This is a genomic window from Xenorhabdus entomophaga (assembly GCF_037996725.1).
Lineage (GTDB): Bacteria > Pseudomonadota > Gammaproteobacteria > Enterobacterales > Enterobacteriaceae > Xenorhabdus > Xenorhabdus khoisanae.
Genome location: NZ_JBBMXH010000083.1, coordinates 1 through 21,665 on the forward strand (window position 1 = coordinate 1; position 21,665 = coordinate 21,665).

At 45.5% G+C, this 21,665-nt stretch carries 17 protein-coding genes and 4 tRNA genes; 2 read left to right on the plus strand and 19 right to left on the minus strand.

Features of this window, described 5'->3' with window-relative positions; all coding sequences use genetic code 11:
* Positions 1-662: 662 nt before the first annotated feature.
* The 19 genes from AAC854_RS16070 to trxA all read right to left on the minus strand — a co-directional run bounded on the left by AAC854_RS16070 (position 663) and on the right by trxA (position 18,593).
* Positions 663-739: transfer RNA gene (locus AAC854_RS16070), tRNA-Pro, on the minus strand.
* A 23-nt stretch (positions 740-762) separates the two neighbouring features.
* A tRNA-Leu gene (locus tag AAC854_RS16075) sits at positions 763-849 on the minus strand.
* A 15-nt stretch (positions 850-864) separates the two neighbouring features.
* Positions 865-940 (minus strand) — tRNA-His (locus tag AAC854_RS16080).
* 104 nt (positions 941-1,044) lie between these two features.
* Positions 1,045-1,121, minus strand: a tRNA-Arg gene (locus AAC854_RS16085).
* A 161-nt stretch (positions 1,122-1,282) separates the two neighbouring features.
* Positions 1,283-2,659 (minus strand): bifunctional threonine/serine APC transporter ThrP, encoded by a 1,377-nt coding sequence (gene thrP, locus AAC854_RS16090; RefSeq protein WP_340618002.1) that lies wholly within the window; start codon positions 2,657-2,659, stop codon positions 1,283-1,285.
* A 332-nt stretch (positions 2,660-2,991) separates the two neighbouring features.
* On the minus strand, positions 2,992-3,729 hold the full coding sequence (gene wecG, locus AAC854_RS16095) for a lipopolysaccharide N-acetylmannosaminouronosyltransferase (protein ID WP_340618003.1): 738 nt from the start codon (positions 3,727-3,729) through the stop codon (positions 2,992-2,994).
* Positions 3,716-5,146: an ECA oligosaccharide polymerase gene (gene wzyE, locus AAC854_RS16100; RefSeq protein WP_340618004.1), complete on the minus strand. Its 1,431-nt coding sequence runs from the start codon at positions 5,144-5,146 to the stop codon at positions 3,716-3,718. The genes wecG and wzyE overlap by 14 nt, the downstream gene beginning before the upstream one ends.
* Positions 5,143-6,243 (minus strand): TDP-N-acetylfucosamine:lipid II N-acetylfucosaminyltransferase, encoded by a 1,101-nt coding sequence (locus AAC854_RS16105; protein ID WP_340618005.1) that lies wholly within the window; start codon positions 6,241-6,243, stop codon positions 5,143-5,145. Before AAC854_RS16105 ends, wzyE begins: the two co-directional genes overlap by 4 nt.
* Positions 6,240-7,490 (minus strand): lipid III flippase WzxE, encoded by a 1,251-nt coding sequence (gene wzxE, locus AAC854_RS16110; RefSeq protein ID WP_340618006.1) that lies wholly within the window; start codon positions 7,488-7,490, stop codon positions 6,240-6,242. Before wzxE ends, AAC854_RS16105 begins: the two co-directional genes overlap by 4 nt.
* Before the next feature lies 1 nt (position 7,491).
* On the minus strand, positions 7,492-8,622 hold the full coding sequence (rffA, locus tag AAC854_RS16115) for a dTDP-4-amino-4,6-dideoxygalactose transaminase (protein ID WP_340618007.1): 1,131 nt from the start codon (positions 8,620-8,622) through the stop codon (positions 7,492-7,494).
* Between the two features lies 1 nt (position 8,623).
* Complete coding sequence (rffC, locus tag AAC854_RS16120; protein ID WP_340618008.1) at positions 8,624-9,337, minus strand: dTDP-4-amino-4,6-dideoxy-D-galactose acyltransferase; 714 nt, start codon at positions 9,335-9,337, stop codon at positions 8,624-8,626.
* A complete protein-coding gene (rfbA, locus tag AAC854_RS16125) occupies positions 9,315-10,196 on the minus strand; it encodes a glucose-1-phosphate thymidylyltransferase RfbA (protein WP_047962846.1) in 882 nt (293 codons plus the stop codon). Before rfbA ends, rffC begins: the two co-directional genes overlap by 23 nt.
* 18 nt (positions 10,197-10,214) lie before the next feature.
* A complete protein-coding gene (gene rffG, locus AAC854_RS16130) occupies positions 10,215-11,300 on the minus strand; it encodes a dTDP-glucose 4,6-dehydratase (protein ID WP_340618009.1) in 1,086 nt (361 codons plus the stop codon).
* Entirely contained in the window at positions 11,297-12,559 is a 1,263-nt protein-coding gene (gene wecC / locus AAC854_RS16135) for a UDP-N-acetyl-D-mannosamine dehydrogenase (protein ID WP_340618010.1), read from the minus strand. Before wecC ends, rffG begins: the two co-directional genes overlap by 4 nt.
* A complete protein-coding gene (gene wecB / locus AAC854_RS16140; RefSeq protein WP_340618011.1) occupies positions 12,556-13,686 on the minus strand; it encodes a non-hydrolyzing UDP-N-acetylglucosamine 2-epimerase in 1,131 nt (376 codons plus the stop codon). The genes wecC and wecB overlap by 4 nt, the downstream gene beginning before the upstream one ends.
* 145 nt (positions 13,687-13,831) lie before the next feature.
* Positions 13,832-14,911: an ECA polysaccharide chain length modulation protein gene (gene wzzE, locus AAC854_RS16145; RefSeq protein WP_340618012.1), complete on the minus strand. Its 1,080-nt coding sequence runs from the start codon at positions 14,909-14,911 to the stop codon at positions 13,832-13,834.
* A 30-nt stretch (positions 14,912-14,941) separates the two neighbouring features.
* On the minus strand, positions 14,942-16,030 hold the full coding sequence (gene wecA / locus AAC854_RS16150; protein WP_340618013.1) for a UDP-N-acetylglucosamine--undecaprenyl-phosphate N-acetylglucosaminephosphotransferase: 1,089 nt from the start codon (positions 16,028-16,030) through the stop codon (positions 14,942-14,944).
* Between the two features lie 341 nt (positions 16,031-16,371).
* Positions 16,372-17,631 (minus strand): transcription termination factor Rho, encoded by a 1,260-nt coding sequence (gene rho, locus AAC854_RS16155; RefSeq protein WP_340618014.1) that lies wholly within the window; start codon positions 17,629-17,631, stop codon positions 16,372-16,374.
* Positions 17,632-18,266: 635 nt separating this feature from the next.
* On the minus strand, positions 18,267-18,593 hold the full coding sequence (gene trxA, locus AAC854_RS16160; RefSeq protein ID WP_047962840.1) for a thioredoxin TrxA: 327 nt from the start codon (positions 18,591-18,593) through the stop codon (positions 18,267-18,269).
* Between the two features lie 120 nt (positions 18,594-18,713).
* Here trxA and rhlB point away from each other — a divergent pair, with 120 nt between their 5' ends.
* Complete coding sequence (rhlB, locus tag AAC854_RS16165; protein ID WP_340618015.1) at positions 18,714-19,997, plus strand: ATP-dependent RNA helicase RhlB; 1,284 nt, start codon at positions 18,714-18,716, stop codon at positions 19,995-19,997.
* 58 nt (positions 19,998-20,055) lie between these two features.
* A complete protein-coding gene (gppA, locus tag AAC854_RS16170) occupies positions 20,056-21,573 on the plus strand; it encodes a guanosine-5'-triphosphate,3'-diphosphate diphosphatase (RefSeq protein WP_340618016.1) in 1,518 nt (505 codons plus the stop codon).
* Positions 21,574-21,665 lie beyond the last annotated feature (92 nt).

Sequence of the window (21,665 nt, forward strand, 5' to 3'; positions counted from 1 at the left end):
TTCACTTTTTCTGATTTGAGACAATAACGGCAATAAACGTCAACTTTAGCCATACTTCACCTAAAAAAGCTAAAAGCATATCACATCAACTAACTATTCAATACATGACCCATCTATAACGTGGACCATAGGCACTGACAATCAGCTCTACATCATCCCGGAGTTTATGAAGTCATGTGCTGTCATAAGGAGTGGGATGAGTATCTACAATTTCTTATGATGCATTTAACGTGCCAACTTTTTCAACCAAGATAAGCTTTCCTTACCCACGTTTTGACTGACTTTCCATAATAGATATCCTGATTTTCACTAAAAACAATCAAAAACACCGTCTCCCATTTGAGACGCGTTTCAAGGTACTTACATTTAGGCGATAAAAATCAATAAGTTAAATGTCGTTGTTCTGAGACACTTGATGGTATGGTTTGTCGTTGAAATACAACATCAATCTAAAAATAACTTTTAAAACAACTGGTTGAAGCATTAAGAAAAACCATGATATTCAATGCCACACCAAGGGAATCCACAAAGAAATTAAAAAGAAATAAAAGGGGAAAATAAGTGTTTTTATCCGCAAGGGAGTTTTTGATTGGCAGGAAAATTTTTGATTGGCAAAACAATACAAAGAAAAATCCCCGCAGTAGCGGGGATTTCTCAGAATTTGGTCGGCGAGAGAGGATTCGAACCTCCGACCCACTGGTCCCAAACCAGTTGCGCTACCAAGCTGCGCTACTCGCCGAAATATATCTTTTCTCTTTTTTATGGTGCGAAGGGGGGGACTTGAACCCCCACGTCCGTAAGGACACTAACACCTGAAGCTAGCGCGTCTACCAATTCCGCCACCCTCGCGTGTCATAAAAAAGATGGGGTGGCTAACGAGACTCGAACTCGCGACGACTGGAATCACAATCCAGGGCTCTACCAACTGAGCTATAGCCACCATAACAGCTATCTTTTATATACTGTTTACTACTTACAATTACTGCTACAACCGCGCGCTATCGACCACGATAACTCATTGTCACTGCTCTTGCACGCTTAAAATGGCGCGCCCGACAGGATTCGAACCTGAGACCTCTGCCTCCGGAGGGCAGCGCTCTATCCAGCTGAGCTACGGGCGCTTAACGCCGTTGCGGTGGAGGATAGTACGGATTTAATGTCGTACTGTCCAGTGCTTTTTTAAAAGAAATGATTCATTTGCTTACGCTTTACCCATTTAGTTGATAAAGACAACACTTTTCCACCGCAAGGAGCCTTATTGTATAAGAATCAACCTACCAAACTAGTGTGATTTTTTCTGCGAAGAAATAATCTTAACCAAGAAATAAATACATGACACAATCAGCAAAAATGTCCCGCCTACCATCAGTGAGAAACGCGTATCCGGGTTAACCGCCATGCCGACTAATACACAACTCAGGAAAATCAAGGTCAGGTAATTGACATAAGGGAACAGGATCGATTTAAACCGATGCTGTTTCAGGGCTTCCTCATGATGTTTGCGGAAACGCAGTTGGCTTACCAGAATCACAAACCACGGCACCATACCAGGTAATACGCTGGCGCTATAAACGTAAACAAACACCGACTGAGGATCTGGAATCAGATAATTCAGGCTGGAACCGGCAACCAAACAGCCAATGGTGATGGCTATACATTTCACCGGCACACCGTTTTTCGACAGTTTTAGCAGTGAAGCGGGCAATTGACGGTTTTGAGCCAGGGCATACAACATCCGTCCGCCGCTGTACATTCCGCTGTTACATCCAGAAAGTGCCGCGGTCAGTACGACAAAGTTAATCACTGCGGCCGCAGAAGCAATACCCACTTTAGAAAAGGTCATCACGAATGGGCTGCCATGCGTGCCAACTTCAGTCCACGGGAACAACGTCACAACAATAAAAATGGCACCAACATAGAAGATCAGGATACGCCACAGGATATTGTTGATCGCTTTCTTAAGCGTAACCTGTGGGTTTTTCGCTTCACCCGCAGTGATACCAACCAGTTCAACTCCCTGATAGGACGCAACAACAATACACAGGGCAAATAAAAAGCCTTTCCAGCCACCGGAGAAAAAACCATCATGTGAGGTTAGGTTACCTAATCCAATAGGTTGCCAGTCATTACCTAAACCAAAAAAAATCAAACCAATGCCAATCAAAATCATCACAATAATCGTTGTGACTTTGATCATGGCAAACCAGAATTCCAATTCACCATACAGGCGTACCGCCGCCAGATTCGCCAGAGCCACTAACCCGACCGCTATCAGCGCAGGAACCCACTGAGGCAATTCTGGGAACCAGAATTCGGCATACACGCCGATGGCAGTGATTTCTGAAATTCCCACAGAAACCCACATGAACCAATAGCCCCATGCCGTCAGACAGCCCCAATAAGGACTAAGGTATTTATGCCCAAAAGACGCGAATGAGCCGGTGACAGGTTCAAGGAATAACATTTCTCCCATTGAACGCATGATGAAAAAGACAAAAAGTCCAGCAATAATGTAAGCCAGCAAAACGGAAGGGCCAGCCCATTTCAAAGTACTGGCCGACCCCATGAACAACCCTACGCCGATTGTGCCACCCAGCGCAATCAGTTCAATATGACGTGCCTCAAGTCCCCTTTGCAGGCTCTGTTTTGAATCACTCATAAAACTCCCTATCCACTTTTATGATGTCTATATTTGCAAACAGAAAAAATACAGGAATTGATAATCAATCGTTGTAAAAAAGGCTGGGATCAAAACACGTTTTGCCAATCAGTGAAATAAAAAATTATAAAATTACACCAATACCAATCTTGTTTGGCATCGCGGTTGGGGAGAACAGCATCAATAATGGTTATTATCTAATCACGCAACAAGGTGGTTATTTCACGTTTTTGCTAAGTGCGAAGGGACGATGATGAGAGACAAAGCGAAAACCTGCCACAGATGAACAACACACTTTCCATGTGGCAGGCTTAAAACAAAGAATTTTCGGGCTAGAGCTTGCCCCCGTAATAATAACCAAGGAACCTCAATAGCTTGAATTGCCTACGGATGCGGCTTGGCTGAGATAGCAGACGGTACAGCCACTCCAGACCTAAATTCTGCCAAATTTTCGGTGCTCGTTTGACATGCCCTGTAAAAACATCATAAGTCCCGCCAATCCCCATATATAGCGCATCTGGATGTACTTTTCGGCAGTCACGCATAAAGATCTCCTGTTTCGGCGATCCCATTGCGACAGTAATAATCGCTGCACCGCTGGCATGAATCCGTTCAAACACCGCATCACGCGTTTCTGGTGTAAAATAACCATCCTGGCTGCCCACGATATTGACGTTCCACTGGGCACGCAATTTATTTTCTGTCTGCGCCAGAACGTCAGGCTTTCCACCTACCAGAAAGACGGGAGTTCCTTCACTGCCAGCCCGTTCCATCAAGGCTTCCCACAAATCGGCTCCCGCAATCCGGGATACATCTGCATCAGGGTATTTACGACGAATGGCCCGTACAATGCTAATGCCATCGGCATATAAATATTCAGCCTCATTCAGCAACATGTTCAGGGCATTATCTTTTTCCGCAGTGAGGACTTTCTCTGCATTAATCGCAACCAGCGTACCTGTTTTTACTTGTCCATCCTGAAAAAGATGATCAAGAAAATGCGACATACCACGAAATCCCCAGAGATTGAGGCCACGAATGCGATATTTGGGAACGTTATTCAGCGCCATTTTTCTTCCTTACATCCAAAATCACAGATGTTTTTCGCGAAGTAGCCAAGTTACTGACTACGAGCTTTCTAACCAGCCCGGCACTTTCAAACAGCCAGTAAAGTAATTTCGCCGCGATCAGGCACAGGCCAAAAACAATGCAGAAGAACACGACCCGGGAAACAAAAGAATCTACGCCTTCACGGGCAAGTACAATCATATTAAAAATGGCACCAAAACAGAAAGCTTGCAAAATCGCTGACTTATAGCGATTAGTTTCCTGCTTCCCTGCTTCATAGACCCAATCAAACCATTTGATAAGTAAACCAACAACAATCGCGCCCAGAGGGATAAAGAACACACCGCCCATTACCACAAGCGAACCAATCAGCGTTGGTGAAATCGCAAGGCCTGAGTGGTTATTCAGCACGTCCCATGTAAAGTAATTGGCTGTATTCCAGACCAGATTAGGTCTGTCTGGCCACAACCAACTGGGAATAAAGACATAAAAATCACGGATGATTGGAGCCAAACCCTGAAAATCTATTTTGCTGTAGTTATCCAGCAACAGGGCCAGATTTTCCCACGGCGAGAAAGTATCCCGCGTGAGATACAGAAACGTATAAAAGGCTTCGGCACCACTCACATCCAGGCCATAACGCTTTAACGCCAGCCAAAACATGCCGATAATTCCAAATATGCCCGCGGCAAATAGCATCCACAATGTGATCCAACCACGGACAATGCCAATAAACAGAAACAATGCAAACGCGATAATGATATTAGCCCGCGTTCCTCCAACAATCACATAAGTCAGAATGCCAAATCCGACCGTTCCTACCAAAAAACACACCCAACGAATTTTAGTCGGATTCAGAAAAAACACCACCAACATGGCAGGAATGAAGAAATAGAAGAAGCGTTTGAGTGCGACACCGGAAACCTGGCTGGAAAATATCTGGCTATAGGACTGTAACTTAAATAACAAGAAACCGTTCTGCATAAAGAACGATCCCACTGTAACGACAGCAATACCAGCAAGCAGCAGCCATGTGAGATTAGTTTCCACCCGATTCATATTGAATAAGGGCTTTCGTGCAGAAGCAACCAAGGGTGTTTCAGGCCCCATATTATTTCTGCGTGTTTTTGTTTTATAGCTAAGGCGCGTTTTATACGCTACATAGTAAATAGCGTAAAAACAGCCTGACGCCAACATTGCATGCAGCAACGAATCTACCGGAACAACCTGTACATCAAACTGGAACACTAACATACAGGTCAGCGGGAAGCCAAAATAGAACGTCAACAGATACAGTAATGAGAAAAAAACATTAAAATTAAAGCGGACACGCCGAAATTCTTGATACGTCAAGGTCAGGATAAAAGCCAATGAACTCACGTAAACGACAAACAGCCCACCGAATTGTGTCAAGGTCATTGATATTCTCCAGATGCCGCCAATAGGGCGCTTTTCCACCCATCAATAAAATTGGGATCAAAAAAGGCAATCGCCTTTTTATCAAGGGACAGCATCTGACGCTGTGCTTCCTGCACCCAGGGTTTATTCAATTCATCACCATCGAACAGAACAGGCACCTGCTGCTCCGTCAAATCATGCCAGAATGGATTCTGGCGGCTCAAAACAAACGGAATACCAAATTGAATCAGCAAACAGAGTGTTCCAATACCCTGTTGGCGATTGAAAATGAAATAGCCTAAATCGCATTGACGCAGCAGCGACAAATATTCGTCAAATGCCATTTTATCCTGCAAGATATGGACGTTTTGCGCTGGAAACAGCGACAATGCGGTTTGTTTTACGCGCTGGATATAGGGCTGGTTATTATCAGGGTAACCCATCGGAATAATCACCCGTGCCTCATCCCCAAACTGATGGTGGATCTTATGCAATGCTTCTATATGAAGGTTGGATTGATCTCCTGAATTCCCCAGCAGAATAGTGATCCCTTCCGGCGAAAATGTTTTTTCTGTTACCGTAAGAGTAGGATCTATCCGGGTTGGGAAATAGAGCAATGATGATGGCACTCGAGTTTTGGATTGACCTGTGTGCCGGAGAAAATACTGGAGATCACCGCGCGTGGCAAAAATATGCCCTACTCGCTTCTGTGCCAAGCGACGAAGCAGATAGAACAAACGAAATTTCAGTTGATGGGATTCTTCATATAAATCAGCTCCCCACGCATGCCACCAAAATTGATATCGTTTAATTTTGCCCACTAATAAAGCCAGCCACAAAACAGCGTTAAACTGCCCGTGGAAGAAAAAACGGGTTGCTCTATCTGCCTTTGCTTTTTCAATCACCGCCTGTGAAAGAGCGGCTTTACTCTCATAAACAGAGATCGTCAAACCAGAATAATTAGAATTCGACAGCCATGTGTGGTCTTTGGACACCACCATAAAACACGGTTTGGCCGAAAAAGGTATTTCCTGAGCCAGGACGTCATTAAAGAAACGCAGCAACGTTTGATTGTGATGTGGGATATCCGATCCCAAAACGTGAATTAGGGTTGTCATGCTCGCCTGCGATAAATAATAAATACGCTACAACAAAGAATGAAATAAACAATGTAAGTTGCCATATATGACTGAGCCGCACCCAATGCCCCATTTTTCGGTATTAGCCAATGGGAGAAACCACTCAGCAAGAGGAACTGACTGACCTCAGCCAGAACATAAAAACGCAGTGCAGCTTTTGCTATCACCAGATAACCAAAAACATAAGCGCCAACTTTCAACACATCACCCACTAACTGCCATGCGAATAACTCCCGCATCGCGGTAAATTTGTCTGAAAACAGCAACCAAATAACAAAATCACGCAACAACCAGACTGAAAAACTGGCAGCAGCTACAGCAGGTAAGACAAATTTCAGTGCCTTCACTATTTCACTGATAATATCCTGCTTACTCTCTAAACGAGAAAGAGTCGGCAGCAGATAGACCGTGAAAGAAGCCGTAATAAATTGTAAATAGGCATCAGAAATGCTGCTCACGCCCTGCCAAATTCCAACCTCTTCCCAGCTATAACGTGCCGCCATTAAATTTCGCATCATGACATAAGCAACAGGCAACGTTATGGAGGTCAGCAATGCCATAAGGGTAAATTTACCCAAATGACTGGCAATCGCCCGATCCCACATGGGTTTCAGGGCGGAAAATGCAATGACTTTGCGGTGCAAGATCATCAATCCTGCGGGCAAAACCACCAATGCAGGAACTAAAGCCAAACCAGCCAACGCACCTTCATAGCCTCCCAGCCAATAACAGAGGCCATAGGCAATCACCCCCGTCAGACTGCCCAGAATAATTGCCAGCGCGTTTCCCTGAGCATCCCTGAATCCTTTCAGGATAGCCAGAAAATAGTTGGCGTAAGCGATACCCATTTGAATAAATGCGAGCGCCTGCACAACAGATTTGTAATGATTGTGACCAAATAAGCCAATACTGATGACATCACTGAACAAGAGGAAAATCACCGCCAGCAGGGTCGAAAAACCGAGAATAATCAAGGATGAGGTTCCCAGTACTGCCCTGAGTTTTTCCGGTTGCTGATGATGTTCCGCCACGTATTTAGTGACGCCATTAAAAATCCCCGCACCAGACAACACGCCTAATACGGTGATGAGTTGACGAAAGTTACCAGCCAGCCCCACGCCTGTTGGGCCAAAAGAGACCGCCAGCAATTTAATAATCAGCAGCCCCGCACCAATTTTGATCAGTGTGGAGCCTGCCGTCCAAACTGAAGCTTTAGCAAGTGACATATCAGGCGAAAAATTCCTTGATACGGTTGATGACAGCTTGCTGTTCTTCGTCAGTGATATTGTAGAACATAGGTAAACGCACTAAACGGTCACTTTCACGGGTCGTAAAACGATCTTCTCCGTGGAAACGTCCACATTTTTCACCCGCTGGGCTGGTGTGCAATGCCACGTAGTGAAATACGCTCAGAATACCGTTCTCTTTCATGTAACGGTTGAATTCACCACGTTCTTCCACATCTTTCAGTTTGATATAAAACATGTGGGCGTTGTGTTCTATGCCTTCCGGGACGATTGGCAGGGTCAGGTGCCCCGCATCGGCCAATGGCTTCAGGGCCTGATAATAGTTGTTCCACAAGGCCAGGCGACGCTGGTTAATTTCTTCAGCAAGCTCTAATTGTCCCCACAGATAAGCGGCTTGCAGATCAGATAACAGATAACTGGAACCGATATCACGCCAAGTATATTTATCTACTTGCCCACGGAAAAATTGGCTACGGTTAGTACCTTTCTCACGAATGATTTCGGCACGGGCGAGCATGGATTTATCATTGATTAATGTCGCACCGCCCTCACCACCCGCCGAATAATTTTTGGTTTCATGGAAGCTATAACAACCAATATGCCCAATTGTGCCCAGCGCACGACCTTTATATGTGGACATAACACCCTGAGCCGCATCTTCCACTACATACAGGTTATATTTTTCTGCCAGTGCCATGATGGTATCCATTTCACAAGCAACACCCGCATAATGCACTGGCACGATGGCACGTGTTTTCTCTGTAATGGCTGCTTCAATCTGGGTTTCATCCATGTTCATCGTATCAGGGTGAATATCTACGAATACGATGGTTGCGCCACGCAGAACAAAAGCATTGGAAGTAGAAACAAAGGTATAACTCGGCATGATGACTTCATCACCCGGCTGGATATCCAGCAAAATAGCCGCCATTTCCAGTGAGGCCGTACAAGATGGTGTCAGCAACACCTTTGGACAGCCAAAGCGCTGCTCCATCCAGGCTTCACAACGTTTGGTGAACTCGCCATCGCCGCACAATTTACCACTGGCCATCGCTTGTTTCATGTATTCCAATTCAGTGCCGACTACTGGTGGTTTGTTAAATGGAATCATTTCATCCTCTGTATAACCAATATGCAGTGCTCTCAATAATGGCACCGCGATGTGTATAAAGACGCAAGGCAGTGATGTTGCTGATTTGTGTTGCCACTCTCAGCCGTTGTATCTGGTGGTTCTGGCACCATTGCTGCGCCGCCGACATTAATTTTTTTCCAATTCCCTGATGATGATTCCCCGGTGCAGCAGCCAATAAACCAATACGTGCTTCATGGCTTCCAATATCTCTCAGGGTAACAAATCCCATCATTCTACCGCGTTCATCATTGATAAGCAGACATTCGTGGTCAAACGTCCCCAAAACGGCTTTTTCGACCCAAGTCGCATAGAATCGACCACTGTCATCCGGCTGATACCACGGCTTACGGAAACGGCTATCCGTAAACACATGAGACGCTACTGATTTTAATTCGGGTATATCTTGTCGTTTTGCAGAAATGAGTTCTTGTCCCGTATGAATATCAGCATTATCCCCGGCATCAATCGATAACAGTAAATCCACCTCGCCTTCCACCAAAGAAAATCCCAAAGCGGACAGCCCGTCAATAACGGATGTTTGCTGTGCAGGAACTTTTGCCTGTACCAATGCGTACTCATCCAACTGAGCAGTCGTTAGTGCTGCGGCTTCCGGTGAAAAATTCAGACGCGCAGTGGATAACCCAAAGAATTGGCTATCCCAAATCAAAGGTTCAAGGCTGGCGTGAATAAACATTGAGCAAATCCATCAGATATTTGCCGTAACCCGTTTTAGCCAGCTCCGCAGCAGCCTCTTTCAACTGCTCAGCGCCCAGCCAACCATTACGCCATGCTATCTCTTCCAGACAGGCAATCTTGAAGCCCTGCCGTTTTTCAACGGTCTGAACAAAGGTGCTCGCTTCAATTAAGCTGTCATGGGTGCCCGTATCCAGCCAGGCAAAGCCACGCCCGAGTAATTCAACATTTAATTCGCCACATTCCAGATACATTTGGTTGATGCTGGTGATCTCTAACTCACCACGGGCGGAAGGCTTCACTTGCTTAGCAAAATCGACCACTTTGTGGTCGTAAAAATAGAGCCCTGTCACCGCCCAGTTGGATTTAGGCTGTACGGGTTTTTCTTCAATGGAAAGTACCCGATATTGCTCATCAAACTCCACGACGCCAAATCTATCTGGGTCCATCACTTGATAACCAAATACGGTAGCCCCTGTTTCACGCGCTACCACGTTTTGCAGTTTCGGACTAAATGCCTGACCAAAAAAGATATTATCGCCAAGTACCAGACAACAAGTATCATTGCCAATAAACTCTTCGCCAATCAAAAACGCTTGAGCCAATCCATCGGGAGAGGGCTGTTCAGCATAGCTCAGACGAATGCCAAATTGCTCACCATTGCCCAATAATCGCCTAAAAGCAGGTAAGTCATCGGGTGTAGAAATAAGCAGGATGTCGCGTATTCCCGCCAGCATTAAAACTGACAGCGGATAATAAATCATCGGCTTGTCATAAATAGGCAATAACTGTTTTGATACGCCACGTGTTATTGGATACAAACGGGTGCCAGAGCCCCCCGCCAGTATAATTCCTTTCATGCTATCCCCCAGACGGGCTTATTCGTTTCCCAGCCCAAGACGTTCCCCTGCATAAGAGCCATCCTGAACCCTACGCCACCAATTCTCGTTCTCCAAATACCATTGCACGGTCTTGCGGATGCCAGACTCAAAGGTTTCTTGTGGCGTCCAACCCAGCTCACGCTCAATTTTCTCTGCATCAATCGCATAACGCATATCATGCCCCGGGCGATCCGTCACATAAGTAATCAGATCACGATAACGCTCTATCCCCGCAGGTTTTTCTGGGCACATTTTTTCAAGACAAAATTCTTCCAGCAATTCACAAATCGTTTCCACAACATCGATATTTCTACGCTCGTTATGTCCACCGATGTTATAGGTTTCACCGGGCGCTGCCTTGGTTACCACCAAATACAATGCTCTTGCGTGATCTTCCACATACAGCCAGTCACGGATTTGCTCACCTTTGCCATAAACCGGCAGTGGCTTACCCGCCAACGCGTTCAGGATGATCAATGGGATCAGTTTTTCAGGGAAGTGATAAGGGCCATAGTTATTGGAACAATTGGTGATCACCGTCGGTAAACCATAAGTACGACGCCACGCCCTGACCAGATGGTCACTGGAAGCCTTAGATGCAGAGTATGGGCTGCTCGGTGCATAAGGCGTTGTTTCAGTAAAGAAGCCGTCTTCACCGTGCAGGTCACCATAAACCTCATCTGTTGAGATATGGTGGAAACGGAATTTGGCCTGTTTCTCCTGATCCAATTGCTGCCAGAACGCCCGCGCTGCTTCCAGTAAAGTATAAGTACCAATGATGTTGGTTTCGATAAAAGCGGTAGGCCCGTCAATGGAACGGTCAACATGACTTTCTGCCGCCAGATGCATAACCGCATCCGGCTGGTATTGCAGGAATACACGATCCAAGGCATCACGCTGGCAGATATCCACCTGTTCAAACGCATAGCGAGGATGATTAGCCACCGGAGCCAGTGATTCAAGGTTACCGGCATAAGTCAGGCTATCAACGATGACGACGCTGTCTTCTGTCTGACTGATAATGTGGCGGACAACCGCAGAGCCGATGAAGCCTGCACCACCTGTAATTAGAATACGTTTCAACGCCAAACTCCTTTTGTATCAACAACCCATTTTTGCTTTATTTCATCGCCATGAATGGCTTTAAACTGACGGTGATCCACCAGCATCAATACAACGTCTGCCTCTTCCAATGCCTGCTTCACATCCATCAACTCAACCAGACCTTTCAGTGATTTTGGCAGTTCATGTACATTTGGCTCAACCGCCACGGTTTTCCCTACATGCCACTGTGCAACCATTTCAGTGATATGAACCGCCGGGCTTTCGCGTAAATCATCAATGTTCGGTTTGAAAGCCAGCCCAAAACAGGCAATTTTAACTTCACTTGCCCGTTTGCCGCTTTCTGCCAGACAATCCGCCACTGCCGCTTTCACTTGATCAACCACCCAAAGCGGTTTTCCGTCATTAACTAAACGCGCAGTATGAATCAGACGAGATTGTTCAGGATTCTGGGATACGATAAACCACGGATCGACCGCGATACAGTGCCCGCCAACACCCGGCCCGGGCTGCAAGATATTTACGCGAGGATGACGGTTTGCCAGACTAATCAGTTCCCAGACATTAATGCCCTGTTCAGCACAGATCAAAGAAAGTTCATTGGCAAACGCGATATTGACATCACGGAAACTGTTTTCCGTCAGTTTGCACATTTCTGCCGTTTTGGCATTAGTGATAACACATTCGCCTTCAAGGAAAATTTTGTACAGTTCACTTGCTCTGGAGGATGATTTGGCTGTCATACCCCCCACCACGCGATCGTTTTTGATCAATTCCACCATGACCTGGCCCGGCAATACGCGTTCAGGACAATAAGCGATATCAATATCCGAATCTTCACCCGATTGTTGGGGAAATGAAAGATCAGGGCGTGCCGCAGCCAACCATCCTGCCATCTGTTCTGTCGCACCAACCGGCGAAGTAGATTCCAGAATGATCAAGTCGCCTTTCTTCAGGACTGGCGCTATTGATTTCGCAGCAGAGTGCACATAAGCCATGTCCGGTTCGTGATCGCCTTTGAAAGGCGTAGGCACGGCAATCAAGAAGGCATCCGCAGTTTGTGGAACTGTTACGGCTTTCAAATAACCGCCTTCAACGGCAACTTTCACCACGTTATCTAAATCAGGTTCAACGATATGAATTGCGCCACGGTTAATCGTCTCTACCGCATGTTGATTGACATCCACACCAATGACGGTTTTTTGGCGGGAGGCAAATGCTGCTGCGGTGGGTAAGCCAATATAACCAAGCCCGATCACAGAAATTGTTTCAAAACTCATAATGTCACCTGATTTTTCTTTAATGCTTCAAGAATGCGCTGGCAAGCCTTACCATCACCGTAAGGGTTATGGGCATGGCTCATCTGTTGGTAAGCGATGTCATCCGTCAATAAGCGCGTCACTTCTGCGACAATAGTTTGTGTTTCTGTCCCCACCAATCGCACCGTCCCCGCATCAATCGCTTCAGGTCGTTCGGTGGTGCTGCGCATAACCAGAACAGGTTTTCCCAAAGAAGGGGCTTCTTCCTGAATGCCGCCTGAGTCGGTCAGAATCATGTAGGCATGATTCATCAAATAGACGAATGGCAGGTAATCCTGGGGTTTGATAAGGATAACGTTATCAATGTCATGCAAAATACGCTTAACGGGTTCACTGACATTTGGGTTCAAATGAACCGGATAAACCACCTGAACTTCAGGATGTGCTCTGGCAATCTGGGCCAACGCTTCACATATGCGCTCAAAACCCTTACCAAAGCTCTCACGACGATGGCCTGTCACCAGAATCATTTTTTTATTCGGATCAATGAAGGGATAAAGTTCAGCAAGCTGACCATATATGGCTTCGTCATTCATGATGCGGTCACGGACTGACAGCAGAGCATCAATAACCGTATTACCTGTAACAAAAATACGATTTTCTGCAATAGACTCTTTTAAGAGATTATTTCTGGAGTTTTCCGTTGGCGCAAAATGGTACATCGCCAAGTGTCCGGCAATTTTACGGTTAGCTTCTTCCGGCCAGGGAGAATAAAGATCTCCGGTTCTCAGCCCTGCTTCGACATGGCCCACAGGAATATGCTGATAGAATGCGGCCAGACTGGTTGCCATAGTCGTAGTCGTATCGCCATGCACCAGCACCACATCCGGTTTAAATTCTTCCAATACAGGCTTGATACCTTGCAGGATCCGGCAGGTAATATCCGTGAGGTCCTGCCCTTTTTGCATGATATTGAGATCAAAATCTGGCGTTATTCCGAACAAGTGCAACACCTGATCCAACATCTCTCTATGCTGGGCAGTGACACACACTTTTGCGTCAAAGGCAGTATCCCTAGCCAATGCGTGTACCAACGGTGCCATTTTGATGGCTTCCGGTCGAGTACCAAACACAGTCAACACTTTCACAGTGGCTCTCTTATTTTGTCAATCATTGCAAATTTTCCACAAAAGCGGTGGGTTAATTACCATTTCCATTCCTACTCCTGAGCAAGACGCACGCAGAGGCAGGCTACCGAGAACAGTCATTAACCCTGAAGAACTTATGAGTTATTTACATGAAATTATTATATGAACTGACGGAGCGTGAGCGCCTTGCCAAAGCAACCCCAGCACCAACCAACATGCCAATGGCACCCCACATAATCATCATGAAAGCACGGCGAGGGCTGTCTCGGTTGACAGGTTCCTCAGGTGTCCTGAGATAACGGTAAGTCTGGAAAGTACCCTGTAAAGTTGGGCCGACATTCAATGTAGCCAGCATCGCCATGTTTTGATCATAATCAATGCTGTAATTCGGGCCCGTCGCTTCCAACGTTTCAATCTGGGCCTGCAACAATGGCATACCCAGCATAAACATTTTGGATTCAGGCAATTCTTCGATAGGAATGGTTGTTTGATTACGGTGAATACCTTGTTTCTCAGCCACTTTCAGTGACTGCTGCAAGACATTCAGTTCACGATTGTACATTGCCTTGGCTACCATCTCCTGACGTTTAACCAATGCTTTCATTGACTGGGTTCGTGTCGCCCATGCACCTTTAATTTCGTTGTTCAGATGGGTGCTCGCCCGTTGATTGGCAAATGCAATATATCTGCGCAGCAGTTGGTTTGCATCAACTGCTGTTTCTGCTGTCAGCTTGATATTGTCATTGGGTACTTTTCTGTCATCACTCCGCGTGATTTGAATATTGTTGATCAACTCATCCAGCAACATGGCATCCGCTTTGGTCGTCCCTTTCCTGCGCTGTTTGTAATAATCAGAATCAAGCCAGAATTCACGACGGGTATCATACGCCGCAACCTGTATCATGAATTCTTTGTATGCACCATCGGGAATAGTCGGCAATTGTGCTTCTGGTGAGGCATTGATATGGGTATCCAAATTACGCAAAAATTGTTGTTGCGAGTAATAGCTACCCAGATTATTGGTCGTCGGTAAATCCACAACAGCGGTTGTGCTCCACTTTTGCTGCATCAGAAAAGATGCACCCAGAGCGACGGCAGCGAAAATAATTGCCAGTGCGATAATCCATATCTTTCCACGCCACAGAGCATAACACAGCGCACGAATATCCAACTCATGCTCTATAGCCTGTTGATCCTGTTTAGGTTGCGTTTCTGAATTTATCACTGCACAAAACCTCTTTGATAAGTCAATGTATTAATGATGACTTGCTGCCCGGTGCATACGACGTTTACACCGTTTGATAAAACGGGCTACCCGCCATGCTCGTTTGATGCAATAGCCATATAGCACAAAAGCAAGCAAAAATAATGCCAACATCACCCATTCAGGAACAAAACTTAACCGTTCTCCGATAATTCCAACCGCTGCCAACAAAACTGCTGCTAAAGTAATCAAGATGAATGCCTGGCGAGAAGTGAATCCGGCACGCATGATCAAATGGTGGATATGTTGGCGATCCGGAGAAAACGGACTCATTCCCTTACGCAATCGACGATACATAATAGCAACCATGTCCATTAATGGGATCGCGATTATCCACAGAGCTGTCACAGGACTGATAGAAGCGCTTTTTCCTTGAGTAACTTCAATCAATAACCAGATAATAGTAAAGCCGATTAAAGTACTTCCCGCATCCCCCATAAATATTTTGAAACGTTTTCCAAATAGCTCAAGATTTAAAAAGATATAAGGTAGGATCCCAGCAATAAGGGTAAAACACCAAAATGCCAATGCCATATTGCCACTTTTGTATAGCAAAATTCCCAATGCCCCAAATGAAACGCATGATAATCCGCCCAACAAACCATCAATGCCATCCATCATGTTAAAAGCGTTGATGGCCGCCCAAACAGCGAATAAAGTCACAATGTAGCTGAAAGGACCTAATATCATTTCCCAAGAGCCAAAGGTATACCCCAAACTTTCAAGTTTAAGGCCTGCGAAATACATCATGCTGATACCAACCAAAGCCTGAATAACGGCCCTGATCTTCACACTGATATCAAAGCGATCATCCAATACACCAACAAAAACCAATACTCCTGCACAAATCAAGTATGTCCACTTATGAGGTATAAACTCTTTTGTTATAGCAAATGCAAAGCAAACCCCAAAAAAAACAGATAATCCACCAACCAACGGAATCAGACCTTGGTGACGTTTACGATGATTGGGTTTATCAACCAAACCGATATTTTTTGCAACCTTGTGTGCCATAAACAAAAACACGAATGAAAATATAAATACACAAAAAATTTCGGCACTCATGCTGGGAATATTCACGATAACAACTCTCTGCAAAAATAACGATGGGTCATCTATTATTCATTGACTTGTGGGTACATACGACAGTAACTCCATAAGTTGAGTGTTAATAATAAGATGTCCTACCATGTATAAAAATCAACACATGGATAATGCTGGCCGTAGGTAGATAGTGATCAATTATTATTGACTGAACAGCTGTAAGACATTTGTCCAGAAAGACATTCATCACACAATTAAAGACATGCAAAATACATACCATTTTGGTAGATTAGGGTAATGACCGGATAGAAAAACGCCACATTCCTGTGGCGCTTTGGTGTAATGGCTGCTTTTCTTTATTCAAAACTATTTCAGAACTATGAACGTTTCATAAAGTCGAAGAACTCTTCGTTTGTTTTTGTCATAGCCAGTTTGTTGATAAGGAATTCCATTGCATCAATTTCACCCATCGGGTGAATGATCTTACGTAGAATCCACATCTTCTGTAGCTCATCCTGTGCAGTGAGCAACTCTTCTTTACGTGTTCCAGAACGGTTGTAATCAATGGCAGGGAAAACACGTTTTTCAGCAATCTTACGGGACAGGTGCAGCTCCATGTTACCTGTACCTTTAAATTCTTCGTAAATGACCTCATCCATCTTAGAACCAGTATCAACCAGTGCCGTTGCGATGATGGTCAGGCTACCACCTTCTTCAACATTACGTGCTGCACCAAAGAAACGTTTTGGACGATGCAGCGCATTCGCATCCACACCACCGGTCAATACCTTACCGGAGGCAGGAACCACGGTGTTATATGCACGGGCCAGACGAGTAATGGAATCCAGCAGAATAATAACGTCTTTTTTATGCTCAACCAGACGTTTTGCTTTTTCGATGACCATTTCAGCTACTTGCACGTGGCGGGAAGCCGGCTCATCAAAAGTTGAAGCAATCACTTCACCTTTTACCAGACGCTGCATTTCGGTCACTTCTTCCGGACGCTCATCAATCAGCAGAACCATCAGAACACAATCTGGGTAGTTGTGGGCGATGTTAGCTGCAATATTTTGCAGCAGCATGGTTTTACCTGCTTTTGGCGGAGCAACAATCAGGCCACGCTGACCACGGCCAATCGGCGCTGCCAAATCCAGAACACGGGCAGTCAAATCCTCAGTAGAACCATTACCGCGTTCCATGCGCAAACGGTTGTTGGCATGAAGTGGTGTCAGGTTTTCAAACAAGATTTTATTGCGGGCGTTTTCAGGTTTGTCAAAGTTAACTTCATTAACTTTCAGCAAGGCAAAATAGCGTTCACCTTCTTTTGGCGGGCGGATTTTCCCTGAAATGGTGTCACCGGTACGGAGGTTAAAACGGCGGATTTGACTAGGAGAAACGTAGATATCATCAGGACCTGCAAGGTAAGAACTGTCTGCGGAGCGGAGGAAACCAAATCCATCCTGTAATATCTCCAGCACACCATCTCCGAAAATATCCTCTCCGCTTTTCGCATGCTGTTTGAGAATAGAGAAAATGATGTCTTGCTTACGCATACGAGCCAGATTTTCCAGCCCCATATTTTCGCCGAGAGTAATCAACTCAGATACCGGCGTATTCTTTAATTCGGTAAGATTCATAATGGTGGGTTCTTTAACTCGGGGTATATCTCGAACTATGAACGTGAATGGTATGGCAGCGTTATCGGTGCCTGTTTATTTGTACCAGAAACGAATAAATCCTTCTAACATATTAAATTATATTACAAGGCAATAGTTTGAAGTACTCTGATTGATTTCAAAATAAGGCTGACAAACTGTCAAAACACGACTGAGATAATAACGAAACGTGGTTAACTTCAATATCGGAACTGCCTCAGCGTAAGCATTATCTCGGTGTGAGCACTGTTTATAACTATAAAACATCCTGTTTAAAGATGTTCAGCATCAGGACGCTATCAGCGTACTAAGCTATATACCGAATGCTCCGTATATAGACTCAGAAATTTTACTAAATGCGATATGCTATCAGATACTTCAGGTGATCCAGAAATAACAGATTTATCAGACACTACAGATTGTTTAGTATGCAACAGGCTTAATGTCAACTCTTTACATCAATAAACCTTTATATCGAATAAAGAATTCATACAAGTAATGTTTCATACAAGCACGTGGTCGCTAACTTACCACGCTTCGTAGCGGACGTCTAGCGGTCAATAGGATAAATCACTCTATACGCTAAACGCCCGTAATTACTGTGACCAGACTCTAAATTAGAGGTACTGCTCCAAAAACTCTTTCAACTGGGTTTTTGACAAAGCGCCCACTTTTGTCGCTGCCACTTCGCCATTCTTAAACAAAATCAGTGTAGGAATTCCGCGAATACCGTATTTTGGTGCTGTATTTGGGTTATCATCAACGTTCAACTTGGCAATAGTCAGTTTGCCTGCATATTCTTCAGAAATTTCATCCAGAATAGGGGCAATCATTTTGCAGGGACCACACCACTCAGCCCAAAAATCAACGAGGATCAGACCTTCTGCTTTCAGTACATCGTTTTCAAAACCAGCATCGGTCAGATGGGTAATATTCGCACTCATTTTTTTACTCCAAAAATAAAATCTTTTACAGTATCACTGTACATTAACCAACATACGGGTGTCTTTATTTCAGCGGATACACTTTCTTAAAGCAATAGTTAACTGATATTCTACCACGCTATGAGCAAAACACATTTGACAGAAAAGAAGTTTTCCGACTTCGCATTGCACCCCAATATCTTAGAAGCCCTTGATAAAAAAGGGTTTTCAAACTGCACGCCGATACAGGCGCTAACTTTGCCTTTTACTGTCGAAGGCCGAGATGTTGCGGGGCAAGCACAAACCGGAACAGGCAAGACGCTGGCATTTCTGACGTCTACTTTCAACTATTTACTGACTAATCCTGCTGCTAAGGGGCATAAAATCAATCAGCCAAGGGCGCTGATTATGGCTCCTACCCGCGAACTGGCTGTCCAGATTTATTCTGATGCAGAAGAACTGGCAGAAGTCACCGGATTGAAAATGGGCCTTGCTTATGGTGGCGATGGCTATGATAAGCAACTTAAGGTGTTAGAATCTGGCGTCGATATCATCATTGGCACAACCGGTCGCCTGATCGATTACACAAAACAGGGGCATATCCAGCTTGGTGCCATTCAAGTTGTCGTGCTTGATGAGGCCGATCGCATGTATGATCTGGGCTTTATCAAGGACATCCGTTGGTTGTTCCGCCGGATCCCGGCAGCGACTGAAAGAATGAACTTGCTGTTTTCTGCAACGCTGTCTTACCGGGTGCGTGAACTGGCCTTCGAACAAATGAATAACCCTGAATATGTGGAAGTAGAACCCTTGCAGAAAACAGGGCATCGCATTCAGGAAGAGCTGTTTTACCCTTCCAATGAAGAAAAAATGCGTCTGCTACAGACTTTGCTGGAAGAAGAGTGGCCTGATCGCTGCATCATTTTTGCCAACACCAAACATCGTTGTGAAGATGTCTGGGCTCATTTGGCTGCTGACGGTCATCGCGTCGGTTTGCTGACGGGTGATGTTGCACAGAAAAAGCGCCTGCGGATCCTTGAAGAATTCAGTCAGGGCAATCTGGATATTCTGGTCGCCACCGATGTTGCCGCCCGTGGTTTGCATATCCCCTCAGTGACGCATGTCTTTAACTATGATCTGCCGGATGACTGTGAAGATTATGTCCATCGAATTGGCCGGACAGGTCGTGCCGGAGAAAGTGGTCATTCCATCAGTCTGGCATGTGAAGAGTACGCGCTGAACTTACCTGCTATCGAAGAGTATATTCAGCACCAGATACCTGTCAGCAAATACAACAGCGATGCCTTGCTGAAAGATTTACCCGTACCCAAGCGCCGTAACCGTTCCCGTTCAGGGGGACACCCACGCCGCACCAATATGCCGCGCCGTGGAAATCCAACGCGTAGTCGCAAGCGCCCAAGCTAAAATAACGTAATGATGAAATAATACGATGCTGAAATAACACATGCTGGAATAAAATACTATGCTGAGTTCTTCTTCGCTCTATGCCGCTATCGATTTAGGCTCAAACAGTTTCCACATGCTGGTGGTCCGCGAAATATCCGGTAGTATTCAAGTGGTCACCCGCATCAAACGCAAAGTCAGGCTGGCCGCCGGATTGGATAAAAATAACCATTTATCACAGCAGGCAATGGAACGGGGATGGCAGTGCCTCCGCCTTTTTTCCGAATACTTGCAGGACATTCCTGCCACGCAGATCCGCGTTGTTGCTACAGCAACCTTGCGTCTTGCAGCAAATTCGGATGAGTTTGTGAGAAAAGCTTCAGCAATATTGAGTAGTCCTGTCAATGTCATCAGTGGTGAAGAAGAGGCTTGCCTGATTTATCAAGGTGTTGCCCACACCACAGGTGGGCCTGAACAACGGCTTGTCGTGGATATTGGAGGTGCCAGTACAGAACTCGTAACAGGCACCGGGGCTAAGGCCAGTCAGCTATTCAGTCTTGAAATGGGCTGCGTCACCTGGCTGGAACGTTATTTCAATGATCGCAGCCTGACAGAAGAAAATTTCGCCAAAGCGGAATCTGCTGCCCATGTCATTCTAAGTTCTGCCACTACAACTCTGCTTGAGCAAGGATGGCACATTTGCGTGGGTGCTTCCGGTACGGTACAGGCTTTGCAGGAAATTATGATCGCTCAGGGCATGGATGAGTTGATTACCCTGCCTAAGCTTCAGCAACTCAAACATCAGGCAATTGAGTGCGGTAAGCTGGAAGAACTGGAAATTGATGGGCTGACACTAGAACGGGCATTGGTTTTTCCCAGCGGTTTGGCAATCTTAATTGCTATTTTTCAGGCATTAAAAATCGGGAGCATGACACTGGCAGGTGGCGCATTGCGTGAAGGTTTGGTTTACGGGATGCTGGATTTGCCAATTGAGCAAGATATTCGCGCAAGAACCCTGCGTAATATGCAGCATCGCTTTCAACTGGATGTTGAACAGGCACAACGTGTCAGGCAATTGGCAGAATACTTTTGCCAGCAAGTCACCAAGTACTGGGAATTGAATGAACACAGCCGCGAATTATTGAGCAGTGCATGTTTACTCCATGAAATCGGCCTGTTCATTGATTCTCGTCAGGGATCAGCGCACTCTGCTTACTTGGTTAGCCATTTAGATCTGCCCGGTTATACACCTGCGCAAAAACGCCTGCTGGCCACCCTGTTGAAAAACCAAAGTGGCCCTGTGGATTTAGCCTCACTCAGCCAGCAGAATGCCCTGCCATTATTGCAGGCACAACGGCTGTGTCGTTTATTGCGCCTCGCAATTATTTTCGCCAGCCGTCGGCGAGATGACTCTTTACCTGCTTTGCGGTTACGGGTAGAAAATGGAACTCTCATTGTCACCCTTCCCTACCAATGGCAGATGGAACATCCTCTCAGGGCTGAAGCATTGCAGCAGGAAATGAAATGGCAAGGTTATGTCCAATGGCCTCTGTTTCTTGAGGAACAGAATAACTCCCGCCTAGTACTACAGTCGTAATGTGTATTGTGTCATGATAGCTATCGTCCTTCTTTCTAACCCTAAGGGAGGTGCCACATGGCCTCACCTGTTAATCTCTGGGAACAGGAACT

What these genes read in the sequence shown, in the direction of transcription:
- rffA (WP_340618007.1), bottom strand. Translation starts at nt 8,622, where the DNA reads ATGATTCCATTTAACAAACCACCAGTAGTCGGCACTGAATTGGAATAC.
- wzyE (WP_340618004.1), bottom strand. Translation starts at nt 5,146, where the DNA reads ATGACCTTGACACAATTCGGTGGGCTGTTTGTCGTTTACGTGAGTTCA.
- AAC854_RS16105 (WP_340618005.1), bottom strand. Translation starts at nt 6,243, where the DNA reads ATGACAACCCTAATTCACGTTTTGGGATCGGATATCCCACATCACAAT.
- wzxE (WP_340618006.1), bottom strand. Translation starts at nt 7,490, where the DNA reads ATGTCACTTGCTAAAGCTTCAGTTTGGACGGCAGGCTCCACACTGATC.
- rffC (WP_340618008.1), bottom strand. Translation starts at nt 9,337, where the DNA reads ATGTTTATTCACGCCAGCCTTGAACCTTTGATTTGGGATAGCCAATTC.
- trxA (WP_047962840.1), bottom strand. Translation starts at nt 18,593, where the DNA reads ATGAGTGCGAATATTACCCATCTGACCGATGCTGGTTTTGAAAACGAT.
- thrP (WP_340618002.1), bottom strand. Translation starts at nt 2,659, where the DNA reads ATGAGTGATTCAAAACAGAGCCTGCAAAGGGGACTTGAGGCACGTCAT.
- wecC (WP_340618010.1), bottom strand. Translation starts at nt 12,559, where the DNA reads ATGAGTTTTGAAACAATTTCTGTGATCGGGCTTGGTTATATTGGCTTA.
- gppA (WP_340618016.1), top strand. Translation starts at nt 20,056, where the DNA reads ATGCTGAGTTCTTCTTCGCTCTATGCCGCTATCGATTTAGGCTCAAAC.
- rfbA (WP_047962846.1), bottom strand. Translation starts at nt 10,196, where the DNA reads ATGAAAGGAATTATACTGGCGGGGGGCTCTGGCACCCGTTTGTATCCA.
- rho (WP_340618014.1), bottom strand. Translation starts at nt 17,631, where the DNA reads ATGAATCTTACCGAATTAAAGAATACGCCGGTATCTGAGTTGATTACT.
- wecG (WP_340618003.1), bottom strand. Translation starts at nt 3,729, where the DNA reads ATGGCGCTGAATAACGTTCCCAAATATCGCATTCGTGGCCTCAATCTC.
- rhlB (WP_340618015.1), top strand. Translation starts at nt 18,714, where the DNA reads ATGAGCAAAACACATTTGACAGAAAAGAAGTTTTCCGACTTCGCATTG.